Origin of the sequence: Bacillus sp. XT-2 (assembly GCF_025696525.1) — a bacterium.
Classification (GTDB): domain Bacteria; phylum Bacillota; class Bacilli; order Bacillales; family Bacillaceae; genus Bacillus; species Bacillus halotolerans.
On the sequence record NZ_JAHVOC010000012.1, the window covers coordinates 60,942 to 73,878 of the forward strand.

At 42.8% G+C, this 12,937-nt stretch carries 15 protein-coding genes and 2 pseudogenes; 7 read left to right on the forward strand and 10 right to left on the reverse strand.

The window, feature by feature from the left end; all coding sequences use genetic code 11:
* The first annotated feature begins 31 nt into the window (after positions 1-31).
* Entirely contained in the window at positions 32-712 is a 681-nt protein-coding gene (locus KXD37_RS22670) for an ArsR/SmtB family transcription factor (protein WP_095712565.1), read from the forward strand.
* 104 nt (positions 713-816) lie between these two features.
* On the opposite strand, the pseudogene KXD37_RS22675 reads toward KXD37_RS22670, so the two are convergent.
* A pseudogene (locus tag KXD37_RS22675) lies at positions 817-1,008 on the reverse strand (winged helix-turn-helix transcriptional regulator).
* A gap of 30 nt (positions 1,009-1,038) precedes the next feature.
* On the opposite strand from KXD37_RS22675, the gene KXD37_RS22680 reads away from it, so the two are divergent.
* Positions 1,039-1,701: an MBL fold metallo-hydrolase gene (locus tag KXD37_RS22680; RefSeq protein WP_101859640.1), complete on the forward strand. Its 663-nt coding sequence runs from the start codon at positions 1,039-1,041 to the stop codon at positions 1,699-1,701.
* Positions 1,702-1,822: 121 nt separating this feature from the next.
* On the opposite strand, the gene KXD37_RS22685 is transcribed toward KXD37_RS22680, so the two are convergent.
* Together KXD37_RS22685 and KXD37_RS22690 are read right to left on the reverse strand one after the other, a co-directional pair.
* Positions 1,823-2,200, reverse strand: a complete 378-nt coding sequence (locus KXD37_RS22685) for a VOC family protein (protein WP_024123541.1) — start codon at positions 2,198-2,200, stop codon at positions 1,823-1,825.
* 82 nt (positions 2,201-2,282) lie between these two features.
* A complete protein-coding gene (locus tag KXD37_RS22690; protein WP_024123540.1) occupies positions 2,283-2,861 on the reverse strand; it encodes a LysE family translocator in 579 nt (192 codons plus the stop codon).
* A gap of 121 nt (positions 2,862-2,982) precedes the next feature.
* Here KXD37_RS22690 and KXD37_RS22695 point away from each other — a divergent pair, with 121 nt between their 5' ends.
* On the forward strand, positions 2,983-3,897 hold the full coding sequence (locus tag KXD37_RS22695) for a LysR family transcriptional regulator (protein WP_024123539.1): 915 nt from the start codon (positions 2,983-2,985) through the stop codon (positions 3,895-3,897).
* Between the two features lie 58 nt (positions 3,898-3,955).
* Here the strand turns inward: KXD37_RS22695 and KXD37_RS22700 are convergent, their stop codons facing one another.
* The 3 genes from KXD37_RS22700 to KXD37_RS22710 form a co-directional block, all read right to left on the reverse strand.
* The gene (locus KXD37_RS22700; protein ID WP_106019892.1) at positions 3,956-4,435 is read right to left on the reverse strand and encodes a DUF2798 domain-containing protein; all 480 of its coding nucleotides are present in this window, start codon (positions 4,433-4,435) and stop codon (positions 3,956-3,958) included.
* An 82-nt stretch (positions 4,436-4,517) separates the two neighbouring features.
* Positions 4,518-4,961, reverse strand: coding sequence for a GNAT family N-acetyltransferase (locus tag KXD37_RS22705; RefSeq protein ID WP_095712568.1), 444 nt, complete (start codon positions 4,959-4,961; stop codon positions 4,518-4,520).
* Positions 4,958-5,854: a LysR family transcriptional regulator gene (locus KXD37_RS22710; RefSeq protein WP_101859645.1), complete on the reverse strand. Its 897-nt coding sequence runs from the start codon at positions 5,852-5,854 to the stop codon at positions 4,958-4,960. Before KXD37_RS22710 ends, KXD37_RS22705 begins: the two co-directional genes overlap by 4 nt.
* Before the next feature lie 189 nt (positions 5,855-6,043).
* Here KXD37_RS22710 and KXD37_RS22715 point away from each other — a divergent pair, with 189 nt between their 5' ends.
* Positions 6,044-7,243 (forward strand): MFS transporter, encoded by a 1,200-nt coding sequence (locus KXD37_RS22715; RefSeq protein ID WP_106021831.1) that lies wholly within the window; start codon positions 6,044-6,046, stop codon positions 7,241-7,243.
* An 80-nt stretch (positions 7,244-7,323) separates the two neighbouring features.
* Here KXD37_RS22715 and KXD37_RS22720 read toward each other — a convergent pair whose 3' ends face one another.
* Complete coding sequence (locus KXD37_RS22720) at positions 7,324-8,172, reverse strand: pentapeptide repeat-containing protein (protein WP_254517975.1); 849 nt, start codon at positions 8,170-8,172, stop codon at positions 7,324-7,326.
* A gap of 160 nt (positions 8,173-8,332) precedes the next feature.
* Here KXD37_RS22720 and KXD37_RS22725 point away from each other — a divergent pair, with 160 nt between their 5' ends.
* Both KXD37_RS22725 and KXD37_RS22730 read left to right on the forward strand, forming a co-directional pair.
* Positions 8,333-8,716, forward strand: coding sequence for a YybH family protein (locus tag KXD37_RS22725; protein WP_263463744.1), 384 nt, complete (start codon positions 8,333-8,335; stop codon positions 8,714-8,716).
* A gap of 107 nt (positions 8,717-8,823) precedes the next feature.
* Positions 8,824-9,618, forward strand: coding sequence for a hypothetical protein (locus KXD37_RS22730; RefSeq protein WP_263463745.1), 795 nt, complete (start codon positions 8,824-8,826; stop codon positions 9,616-9,618).
* Between the two features lie 33 nt (positions 9,619-9,651).
* Here KXD37_RS22730 and KXD37_RS22735 read toward each other — a convergent pair.
* Together KXD37_RS22735 and KXD37_RS22740 are read right to left on the reverse strand one after the other, a co-directional pair.
* Positions 9,652-10,387 (reverse strand): annotated as a pseudogene (locus tag KXD37_RS22735) (MerR family transcriptional regulator).
* Between the two features lie 155 nt (positions 10,388-10,542).
* The gene (locus KXD37_RS22740; protein ID WP_038954331.1) at positions 10,543-11,853 is read right to left on the reverse strand and encodes an MFS transporter; all 1,311 of its coding nucleotides are present in this window, start codon (positions 11,851-11,853) and stop codon (positions 10,543-10,545) included.
* A gap of 437 nt (positions 11,854-12,290) precedes the next feature.
* Between KXD37_RS22740 and KXD37_RS22745 the strand changes: the two genes are divergently transcribed.
* Positions 12,291-12,740 carry a DUF6376 family protein gene (locus KXD37_RS22745; RefSeq protein ID WP_263463746.1) on the forward strand — a complete coding sequence of 150 codons (450 nt, stop codon included), beginning with the start codon at positions 12,291-12,293 and terminating at the stop codon, positions 12,738-12,740.
* A 59-nt stretch (positions 12,741-12,799) separates the two neighbouring features.
* Here the strand turns inward: KXD37_RS22745 and KXD37_RS22750 are convergent.
* Positions 12,800-12,937: IS3 family transposase (locus tag KXD37_RS22750; RefSeq protein ID WP_263463508.1), on the reverse strand; the 138-nt coding region annotated here is incomplete at its 5' end.

Genomic DNA, 12,937 nt, shown 5'->3' on the forward strand with positions numbered 1-12,937 from the left:
TCATCGAAATATGAATGTAAGGAGGAGAATGATGAATCCTAATATTGCAAAGGTTGCTTCGTTACTATCTGACCCCACGCGTTCTTCTATTCTTTTGAGCCTTATGGATGGAAGAATACACCCTGCTGGAGAGCTTGCATATTTCGCTAAAATCAAGCCTCAAACTGCGAGCTTTCACCTGCAAAAATTACTTGAAGCACAGCTCATCAGTGTAGAGAAGCATGGAAGACATCGGTATTATAAATTGGCTAGCGCCGATGCTGCAAAAGTGATAGAACAATTGCTAAGTATTTCGCCTGATTCAAAAGTGAAGTCTTTCAATGATTCAAAAGAAAAAAGTGATTTACACTTTGCCCGTACCTGTTATGATCATCTGGCTGGTTATATCGGCGTGCAAGTGACACATTCATTAGTCGAGCAGGGCTTCTTACGAAAAACGGATTTACACTTTGAGGTCACTTCAGAAGGCTCTTTGTTTTTAAAGGATTTTGGAGTCGACGAAGAAAAACAAAGAAATAAGAGGAGAGCTTTTGCGCTTTGCTGTTTAGATTGGAGCGAGCGGCAGCATCATTTAGCAGGCGCTTTGGGACATGCATTATTAGACAGGATGCTAGAACTGCAATGGATTGTGCGTATGCCTAAAACTAGAGCTATTAAGGTAACACAAAGCGGAAAAGCTGCATTTGAGAAATACTTTAAATTGAGTATCTAAGATTTGAATGGAAAACATACTTCCTCCATCAAAAGTGGAGAAAGCAGATGGGTGCCATATTCATATGAGAAGCGGAACGCAAAATGATAAAGTGGCTTATCTCCTTATGTTTCGAGACGTAAAGCCTGTGATGTCTTCACCACACCATCTGTTTTCCGCTCCCTTAGCTGCAACGTCAGCATCCTTTGTGTGGTACCCGGTATTGATCTTTTCAGTTCATTAAACCTGACCGGTTGATGAGACAGGGTATCGATGATGATTCCTTGCCATTTTCAGCCAACAATGTGTAAAGCCATTTACAAAAATATTCAAAGGAAGTGGTTTGCTTGAACTTAATACAAATATCAGAACATGTCTATCAGTGTGAATTTGAACTCGATATACCGATTCATATCCCAGTTCATATTTGGTTTATTAAAGATGGCGATGATGTTTATATCATTGATACAGGAATAGAACGTTTCGCAGATGCTCAAATAAAGGCAGCGTTAGCAATTGGTCATCCCAAAGCCATTCTGCTTACCCATGGCCATAGTGATCATATTCAAGGTGCAGCAAAATGGTTAGAGAAGTTTGACATCCCTATTTATGCCCATCAAAAAGAACTGATTTATATAAATGGAGAAGCGCCTTATCCGAACAAAAATGACGTCGAAAACACAAGGGTAGCACATACTGTCCGGCCGCTGACGGAGCATACACTTACTCATTTGCCGATACAATACTATGTAACACCCGGACATTCTCCGGGGCATGTTATCTACCATCATGAAATTGATAACATTTTATTATCGGGAGACCTTTTTATTACAAGTAAGGAGGAGCTGCACCCGCCTATCAGAAAATTCAGCGTCGATATGAATGAGAATATAGATAGCGGCGCAATCATAGATGAAATCAAACCAACTCTTATCTGCTCTTCGCATGGACAAAGCATTCTTTATAACGAAGAACTGTATAAAAGGTATGTTTTAAAATATAGAGATTAAAGAAAGTTTGTAACAGTAAATATGAATTGGTTGGGGAGAAGAGTGAGACTATTTTGAGTATCGTTTTTAGAAGGAATAAGTCCCTCAAAACATACCAAACACTCGGTATGTTTTGGGAGATTTAAAGATACTCTGATATTTCGACGAGGTTCTGATCGGGATCTCGAATATAAACAGAGATAATCGGGCCAAGGGCGCCGGTTCTTTTTACAGGCCCTTGCTCTATATTGACATTCATTTTCGTGAGATGTTCTACTACTTTATTGATAGGTTCATCAGTGATAAAACACAAATCCGCAGATCCAGGTAATGGGTGCTGTGCCTTAGGTTCGAATTCATGACCGGCCTCATGCAAGTTTATTTTTTGATTGCCAAAACGCAATGCTTTTCTGCCCGAACCAAACGTTTCTTCCTGCATTCCCAAAACAGAGGTGTAGAAGCGGATTGTCTCCTGAAGGCTTTTTACCGTTAACACCAAATGATCAAGTCGTTTTATCATTCACGATCCCTCCTGCAAAGTATACATTTCACTAAATCTATTATTAATCCTGCATAGCTGCTTTCGTATCAGATGAGATTAACTAAAGAAAGATACTTACCGCAGAATAAATGAGCAGCAAGCACATGATGACTCGAAATGCCTTATCGTGTTTTTCAAAAAGCTTTTTAAAAACAGAGCCGAACCCTGACCATAGCAGCAGGGCGAACCAGCCCAGAAAAATGGCCAATGAGAGATAAAAAATAATTGATGTCATTGAATGCTGAAACGGCAGTATAAAAGCACTCATCAATGTTAAGAAGAACAAAACGCTTTTGATATTGATGATCTGGAAGATGAAACCGGATAAAAAAGAAGAGTGCGTATCTCCGGAATCCTTCTTTGAGCCTTTGGCGAAACCGATCTGCCAGGCCAAATAGAGCAAATAGACTGCACCAGCTATTTTGAAGTAGGGCTCAACAAGAGGAATCCAATTGTATACACCTATTGTGAATATACCGCTGAGAATCCCCAGTGCTGCAAAGCCCGATAAGATGCCGCTATTAAAACGCCACGAACCGATAAAGCCAAACCTTCGCGCTTCATTCATCATTAAGATGTTACTTGGGCCGGGCGTAATGGATGTCAAAATCACATACGAAAGAAAAGCTATAATACTCATTGAATCACCTTCATTTACTAATGTCATATTGGGCAGTTTTTATTGTATGATAGTCATATCTATAAATAAAATTGAAATATAAAAAAGCATTATCATTTTTTTCGATAGAAGGGGAAAACGTATGGAGATCAGACATCTTGTCACGTTCCAAGCAATTGTAGAAATGGGAAGTTACACGGGAGCTGCTGCTAAGCTGGGTTATACGCAATCCACGATCACCACTCATATCCAAGCGCTTGAGCAGGAGATCGGCGGCGCTTTATTTTCGTATGAAAAAAGAAATCTAAAGCTGACTCATTTAGGCAGAGAATTAATCCCTTTGGCAGAAGATTTACTTTCTGCCCACGACCAGATCAAGAATATGAAGAGTGTTCATGAAATCAAGGGAGTATTAAAGGTAGCCGCACCTGAGTCTTTAACGATTTCTAGACTAGGGCCAATCATAAGGGAATTTTCACTGAAATATCCTCATGTGAAGATTATATTAAGCAATGGGACATGCGGGGAAAACCAGGTAGATTTATTGAGCGGACGGGTGGATATTGCTTTTATGGTCTATCCAGCAATTAGCCCGGACAAATGCATTCATTATACTTTAACTGAGGAGAGGATTGTCCTTGTGGGCAGTCATGACGGACCGGATCATTTTGATGATTATAAACAAGATATCAGCGGCCATTTTTTTATCACAAATGAAGAAGGCTGCAGCTATCGATCAATGTTTGAAAGGTATCTTGTTAAGCATGACATCTGCAACGTTCAAACAATGGAGCTGTGGAGTATCGAAGCGATCAAACAAACGGTCATGAGCGGGCTTGGCTTTTCTGTTTTACCTTATGTGACAGTGAAAGAAGAGGTGGAAAGTGGTAAGCTGAAAATCCTTGGTCATTCTGAAGCTTTCGAACCGCTGTATTCCCATATGCTGATCAAAAAGAAAAAATGGCAATTGCCGGCGGCAGAGGCTTTTGCTGAACTTGTTTTACATTCGTTTCGTGAATCTGAACAGGAGTCTCTCGTTGGTATGTCCGGTGAATAGACAGGATGTTGGAAAAGGAGGAGTTGGTACGCTCACTCCTTTTCATATTAGTCATCCATTAAAATGCAGCTGAAACCTTGGGTTTTACAAACTTTACGAAAATACCCCGGACTAAAGGGCCCATTATTAATAATTGCAATGGGTAGGCTAAAATAAAGTTTTTCAGAACGATCATAAGGTAAGCGCTGAATAGGCTGTTCTCGTTAAGTCCATTCGACAAAGCTGCCGTGATTAATCCGAAAACAGACATGCAAAGTACCATACCAACCACCATACAAGTCGACATGGCAAGGACCATATATAATTTCTTAGACTTGTCGAACGGCATTTTGAATGTCATTTTTCTTGCGAGCGGACCGACTAAAAGTAAATCTAACAGTAACGCTACAATAAATCCAATGATCATCTCAAAAGCTGTAACCCATGAAAAATCACGAATGGCTCCGTTGATCACTGCATTGTAAATCGACATGACGCAGACCATTCCAAAGCACATCATCACGCCAAAGATAAGGCCTTCTTTTTTATTTGCTGGCATACAATCAATCCTTCTCTCAATAATCGGTGATTAGTATACCAATGAATCACACATGCTCATAAGTGACAAATTTGTGAACAATTTATTGGCCGGAATCGTCTTCTTTTGTCATCAGCACATGCGGAATACCATCCAATATAAATTCCTCTGATGCTGTCTGATAGCCGAGCTTTTCATAAAAGCCTGCTGCCTGTGTCTGACCGTGCAGTTTACATGTATAAATGCTTTTTTCTTTCACAATACGTTCTAACTCAGCGACAATCACTTTCCCCAACCCGAATTTGCGATAGGGCTTCAGAATGCAGATTCTTTCCAGTTTGCCCGCGTGATCAACGATACGCACACGCGCTGTGCCGACCGGCTGTTGTTCATGGTAAACCAGAATGTGCTGGCAATCCCCATGGAGTGTATCGAACTCATCGAACTCGTCGGAAACTGGACAGCCTTGTTCCTCAACAAATACTGTCTTTCTGATGTCAAACGCTGTATGTAAATCATGTTCTGTCGTTATTCTCTTCACATTCATGATTGATCCTCCTCTTTATCAGAAAAATGGCTGATGACATACTGTTTAAAGGTCTCTGCCACCGGGGATAAAAATCTGCCTTCTATCCAGGCGATTCCTATGACGCGCTGACATTCCGGCCAGCTGACACGAATTTTTGTGATTTTGCTTTGGTCTAACCCTTTAAGATCGGGCAGAATGGATATGCCAAGACCGGCTGCCACAAAACCTGCCGCAGTGGCTGCTTCTTCACCCTCAAACATAATGTTCGGTTGAATGTCCGCTTTCTCAAACAATTCATCAACCGTCATGCGAAGCGCATATCCTTTTTTCAATAAAATGAAACGCTCATCGGCGACTTCGGTCAGTGCAATGCTTTCTCGATGAGATAACGGATGGTTGTTTGGCACAAATACAAACAGTTCTTCGCTCCATAATTGTATCCAGCGGATCAGTTTTTCAGGCTTGATGGAGGCAAGGAGACAGAGATCCAGATCTCCGGATTTTAATCGTTCAAGCAGCCAATATGAATGGTTTTGCTTCAGCTGGAAGGTAATGTCGGGATATTTCTGCTGAAAGCTGCCGATTAAATCGGGAACCAGCGTTGTTCCTAATGTATGTAAAAAACCGAGAGACACTTCGCCTTGGTCAGGCTGTAACAAAGCTTGGATTTCTTCTTTCCCTTCGGTATATTCCTTCATCATGGCATGAACGCGTCTTAAAAATATTTCTCCGTATTTGTTTAGTTTAATCGAACGTCCTTGCCTGTCGAATAGCGGGACGCCTAAATGGTGTTCGAGTCTGGCGATTGAGCGTGAAAGCGCAGGCTGTGTGATCGACAGACTTTGTGCCGCCTTCGTGACGTGCTCCATGCGGGCCAGTGTTTGAAAATATTCAAATTGTTCCCATTCCAAATCGTCAACACCTCCTACATTACATTTAAGCATGAAATGGATATTTATTATGCATTATACAACATATATCAACGGTGCTAAGATAAATGTATAAACAGACTCGAGGATGTTTGAAATCGCAAGAAATAAAGGATGGGTGTTTATGGAGTGCAGTCTTCAACAAAATGGTGAGGGGCAGATAAAGTCCCGATGACATACATTCAAAAAGGCACACCGGTTTTTCGTAAAATTACGTTTGCTTTCTTTGCTGCAGGTTTTAATACATTTGCCATTCTGTATTGTGTACAGCCGCTTATGGAGGAATTTACGCGGGAGTTTCATGTGACCCCTACAACAGCGAGTCTTTCTTTATCTGCTACAACAATGCTCTTAGCTGTCAGCATGCTTGTTTTCGGTTCGTTGTCAGAGGTATGGGGACGTAAGCCGATTATGGCTGTATCCATGCTGGCCGCATCCGTTCTCTGTCTGGCGTCGGCCTTCAGCCCGAATTTTCATACGCTGCTCGTATTGAGAACCATTCAAGGGATTGCGCTCGCTGGTCTCCCTTCGATTGCGATGGCTTATCTTGGAGAAGAAATTGAACCCGGAAGCCTTGGGTCGGCGATGGGGCTGTATATCAGCGGAAACGCGATCGGCGCCGTTTTTGGAAGGATTGTTTCAGGGCTCTTGAGTGAGTACTTTACTTGGCATATAGCGATGGGGTCAATTGGTGTGATCAGTTTGATAGCGAGTATGATATTTTTTATGAATTTGCCTCAATCGACCCATTTCACGCCGAGAAAACTTGAGATCGGTCAGTTGGGAATGTCTTTAATCAGCCACTTGAAGGACCGGAAACTGTTAAGCTTGTTCTTCATTGGTTTTTTGCTTCTCGGAAGCAATGTTGCATTGTTCAACTACATTGCGTATGTGCTGTTAGCACCGCCGTATTCCTTTAACAAAGCGATTGTCAGCTGGATATTTATTGTGATGATTGTCGGGATTTTCAGCTCGTCTTTTATTGGAAGAATGGTCGATCAATACGGTTATCATAAAATACTGATGATGAATATTTTTATCGTGCTCGCAGGTGCATTATTAACGTTAAACGGCGTATTAGCAGTAAAAATTCTGGGGATTGCTCTTTTTACCTTTGGTTTCTTTGGAGGGCATTCAGTCGCCAGCAGCTGGGTTGGACGGAGAGCCCTGCATAACAAGGCGCAGGCCTCATCGCTGTATTTGTTCTTTTATTACTCAGGTTCAAGTATCTGCGGAACAGTCGGCGGCGTGTTTTGGTCTGCTTTTCATTGGCTGGGTGTCGTCGGTATGATCACGTTCATGCTGCTGTTTGCTTTCGTGCTGTCGGTATTTCTGGCAAGGAGTGAAAACGTGTCGGGCAGCGCGCTATGACTGATTTAACATGTCCTGAGGTGCAGGGCAGTAAATTGAAATGATGGTGACAAAAAAAGGACCTCTGGCGGGTCCTTTTCTTATTGGCTGTTGTTCCAATGGGCCGGGATCTTTAAAGTAGGCGGAAGCTTTGTGCGAGAATTGCCTTTTGCAGCGTTCACTTGTGCCTGCGTTAGAAAAATGCTTCCTGTCAGGTCAGCTCCGCTTAAATCAGCATCTCTGAGATCAGCGCCGATGAAATCTGTCATTCTCAGATCAGAATGTCTCAGGTCGGCTGCTATGAGCAGTGCTCCTCTGAAGTTTGCTCCTCTTAGATCAAGCCCTTTCAGTTTCGCGCCGATCAGGGCGCTTCCCCGGCTGATTTTTTTCGGGAGTTTTTGATTGCGGGCTTGGGCACGCACCAGCTCACTCGTTTTTAACAGCCATTCATTAATCTCAGCTCTATGCTCGGACACATGTAGGTTCAGCAGGTTTTCCGCGCTGAGCCTGGTGAGTTTGTCCGTCTTTTCGAAACAAGCCCGCAACTCACGGTGAATGGGCTTGGCTGCCTCTATAGAAAGAGCTTCATGTAAATACCAAAGCATCTCATGCAGCTGCTGCATAATTGGAAAAATGTCAAACATCTCTTTCGCGGATTCCGGGTTTTTTCGCCAATCCTTTCCCTCATAAGTAATTTGGGATACCTTTTGACCGGCGCCAAAGCATTCATAAGCTGAGCAGCCTCGAAATCCTCTTTCTCTAAGAGCTTCATGTATGGCACATTGATAGTTTGATTGTAAGTTGCGGCAAGGCGTTCCGCCATCTTTATCAAAAGCAAAATCGGCCGATTTCGCATAAGGCAAGGCAACACAGCACAGGCCAAAACAATGTTGGCAATCTGCGCTTATCTCATGCTGTCTATTGTCATGTAATGTGAATTCCACAGACAATATCGTTCACCCCTTCACTCGGGAACTTTGTAAAATATAGGTTTTGTTCGTGCTATTTGCATTATATAGGAAATAGGTATACTTTTCATTTTATTTTTTCATGATCAACCCCTCAAACAATGTATAATATATCCAACCGTGATGATGGGGAGGGAACCTTTTGGAACAGCAAATTAAAGAGATCATTTCTGCTTGTGATGTGGCTATCCGGAACGAAAATTTTGATACACTGATGAATTACTATACAGAGGATGCCATTTTAGTTGTGAAGCCTGGCATGATCGCACGCGGTAAAGAAGAAATCAAAAAAGCGTTTATTGCGATCGCAAATTATTTCAATCATCAGCTTGTCCCGACGCAAGGGGAAATGGTCATTTTGGAAGCAGGCGACACTGCTCTGGTCCTTTCTCAAACGCTGCTTGAATCGGATAAAAAGGATTCCGAGTATGCGATGGAAAGAAGGGCGACCTATGTGTTTAAGAAGAATATGCAAGGTGAGTGGCTTTGTGCAATTGATAATTCATATGGTACGGATTTAATTTAGTTTATAGTGCTTAGACATTCTGAAACAAGACGGGCTGCATGTGATCTGCTGTGTCCTTTTCCTGCATATAATGATTCATGAAGGTGAATAGGAAAGGGTGAATTCAATTGAATCCATACAACAGCAGAATGGCACCTTATTGGGTTTATCATGGCGGAGAATCAACGCTTTACCAGTATCCATATGTCTATAGGCAGCCCGGTTTCTCGCGCGCCATTATTACTGCAGCGCGGGGTGATGTGACCGGTGATGGAGTCGCTGATGAAGTCTTCCTTACTGGCAATCAAACGTCAGGCAGTCCGCTATGGAGAAATATCACTTTGGTGATACGTAACGGCAAAACACATCAGGAACGGCAAATCCAGCTTCATAACAATATCGGATACAATCCGTCACTTTTTCTGGCTGATGTGACAGGCAATAAAACGGAAGATGTGGCTGTTGTAATCGATACCGGGGGAAGCGGAGGCTCTATCTATGCATATGTATTTGCCTATATGAACCGGCAGTTCAGGCAGATTTTCAATTCGGATTCTTTTAATGATGAATTCAAGTACAGTGTGAGCTATCTAAATCAATATAAAGCGAGCGTGGTCAGTCAACGCCAGCATGAACAATATATACTGGATCTTACTTACAAAGGCAGTGACTATTTGAATGAAATTTATACGAATCAGGGTGTTTTAAAAGCGCCGATAGAAGGCTGGGTCAATCCTTTATCCGGCTTGTATCCGGTTGATTTCAACAGAGACGGCGTATACGAATTGCTGGCGTATCAGCGGATCGCCGGAAGGTATAACGCCGACTCATTGGGATATGTTCAAACCGTATTGAAATGGAACGGGCTGAATTTTGGCGTTGACCGGCAGAATGTATCGATTGTTGGCGGTGCCGCAACTTGAGCAGAGGGAATGCGTTAGTGGCAAAGACTCACGCTACAGGTGTTCTGCAACGACGGTCAGATAATAAGATAAACCGGTTTGCTGCTCTTCTAACATTCCTCGATGAAAATCATCCTGCATAAAAAATCGCGTTTGTTTTACGTAATCTTCTTTGCTTGTCGGATGTCCGTTTTGATTCAGGAACGTAATATGATTCATGACATGCTCTTGCACGGCAGGGTCATGATACGTCACGCCGCTTCTTAAAAAATCAGCCATTCCATCAAGAAAATGTTTTGCCTCTATCGCCATTTTGTTCATTTCATCTACATTGATAGCGTGGGTATCTACTTCAAAATCGTAATGCTCTTTTAAATGGGTCATTTTGTTCCGCTAAAGATTGTTTCCATTCGTCAGCGGTTTCAAATCCTTTAAACATTACCTTATGATCCATGTTCTCACCTTTTCTTGTGTATTCTAAAGACGTATTGACCGTTTGAACGAAGCGCTGGTACTTTTTAATTTTCTTTTCAAACAGCTTTTTTTGCTTTTCTAATGTGCCAGTTCTGTCAGCATCCTCATCTAATAACCTTTTTATTTCTGACAAAGGAATATCTAATTCTTTGTAAAAAAGGATTTCCTGCAGTCTTTTTAGCTCGTCGGCACCATAGTACCGATATCCGGCTTCGCTGATTTCTTTTGGGACCAGCACGCCGATTTTGTGGTAGTGATAAAGCGTTTTGATTGTCACGTTCGCAATGTGCGACAGTTCTTTTACTGTTACCTTCACAACTCAATTCCTCCTTCCTCTATCACTATGAGGCCTTACCTTTGGTTGGAGTCAAGAATAAAAATGATGTTATTTTTACCCGGAGAGAATGGGATATAGCCCCCGAGAAAGCTGTTATATGATCAAAGAAAAGAGTGCTTGCACACAAGCACTCTTTACTCTAACTTAATTCTTTTCACATCTCCTAGCACAAACACGTAAAAAATCAGCCCGAGCAGCAATACAAAACCGGCAACAAGGAAGCTGAGCGTAAAGGAACCTGTCACATCAAACAAATATCCCGTGAGTGAAGCGGCGATTATGCCTCCGAATAGGTTGTTTGCCAGATTTACCATGGAACTCAGCATGGAAACGGAGCCAATCGGGGCCAGTTCTGCGGAGATGGACCAGCCGACCGGAGCCGTTGCAGAAACGCCGGCGAGGCCGATTGAAATGCAGATAATCGCGACGGTGATATTATTCGTCAAAATGGAGCCTAAAAAGAAAAAGCCGAAGCTCATCCCTACAATGATCACGGTTCGGTACACCTTGGTGTTGGAATAGCCTTTTTTGATAAGGTAATCGACGAGCCAGCCGCCGACCACAATGCCGGAAATGGTTGAGATCAGCCACGGCACGGCGGTGAATAAACCGGATGACATGAGATCCATTCCGTATGTATGCTTAAAAAAAGTCGGAAGCCATGTAAGCAGCAGGTTGAATGTATAGCCGTACCCCGTAAATCCGATCATTAAGCCCCATACTTTACGGTTGGAAAACAGTGCTTTTAAAAGCGGGACCGTTTTATAGGGGATTTGTTCTGTTGTGATTGTATTGTGTTTCTGAATATAGTTTAATTCGCTTTTGGAAATGCGTTTGTGCCGTTCAGGCTGCTCATAGTACTGCCAGAAAAAGATGGTAAACAGCACATTGATGCATCCGATTGTTAAAAAGGCGACCCGCCAGTCAAATGTTGTGACGAGAAAGGCGACCAGCGGCGCTCCGATTACATTTGAAAATTTGGCGGCTGAATCAAACAGTGAGTTCGCCAGACCCCGTTCGCTTGGCGGAAACCATAGAGCGGTTGCTTTGGAAGCGGCGGGGAACGCCGATGCGCTTGTCAGCCCAATGAGAAATCGGAACACATATAAGAGCAGTTTTCCTTGTAAAAAAGCGAGAATGATCGTTAAAATGCTCCAAACCGTCATTCCGATTCTTGTGACCCAGGCCACGCCAAACCTGTCCAATAAACTTCCGACGGGCAGCTGCATCAGTGTGTACGAATATGTGTAAATCGAAAACACAATGCCGAGTTCAGTTGCTGTGAGGTGAAACGAATCTTGTATCGCCGGGGCAGCTACAGAAATGGCCACTCGATCAAAATAATTAAGAATGATAATGCCGCTCAGTAACGAAGATATATACCACCTGGTATGCCCGGGCCGTTTCACGCGCTCTTGACTCATGATGAAAACCTCCTCTGTCATAGCATGATCTCCGGATGTAAATACCATTCAAATTTTAAATACCACAGCTCTCTTTTATGTAAACGGACAGCAGGAATTTGACTGGAAAAGCCCATTGCTTTAGAATGAAAGTAATAAAAATGAACACTCCAAAGGGGAGTAGCTTTCACAGTAAAGTCGTCATTACGGGACATGGTGTCCTCGGCTTTGCTGGCAATTTGATTGTTAGCGAGACCTTTGCCAAATCTGATTTGGTGAAGGTCTTTTTGTTTCTGAACTTCACCAAATCGGTGGAGTTTTTTTCATTTTTATCAAAAAAGGGAGAGGAGATTTACGATGTCTAAGCTGAAGAAATGGCTGAAACGTGAATTGGTGAAGAAGGGGCTGCCATTAGCGAAAGAGAAATTGATTCCGATCTTAAAAGAAAAAATGAAGAAGAAACGATAAGGGGGCAAACAATGAAGAAAATGGTTCTGACGGTTTTGGCCGGCGCGGGTCTTTTGGGGGCAGGCGGATGCGGAATACTGGATCAGGTGAATGACGGGCTGGATTATACAAATGAAGCGTCAGCTTATGTGGAAAAGGTGAAGAGGTTTGCAGAGGAAGCGCCTGCATTGGCTGAGGAAGCTGTAAATGACACTGAGGCGAAAGAAAAACTAGAGACACAGCTTGAGTCTATTCAAAAGGAAGCGGCTGATTTTAATGAATTAACACCGCCTGATGCCGCAGCGGAGCTTCACAACACCCTGCAGGAGCATAACGACACATTGCAAAAAAGTGCGGAAGACGTCTTGCAGCAAGTGGAAGAAGGAAAGGTATCGCTTGAGGAATTGGAGCAATCCGAATTGGTCCAAAACGCTAAGCAAATGACTGATGTGATGGGGCAAATTGAAAAGCTTGGCGAATAAGAAAAAGCATCCCGGGAGGGGACTGACCCCCGTTTTTGAGACAGGGATCAAAACACCTTTTATACAGCCAATTGCCGATAGCTTATCGGTGATTGGCTGTTTAGTTTCGTTTGAATACGAATGTTGTTATAATAATAAATGTATTCTTTGACAGTGCGTTCTACGATGGCGGTCGTGGTTCGATTAATGCTGTTAAG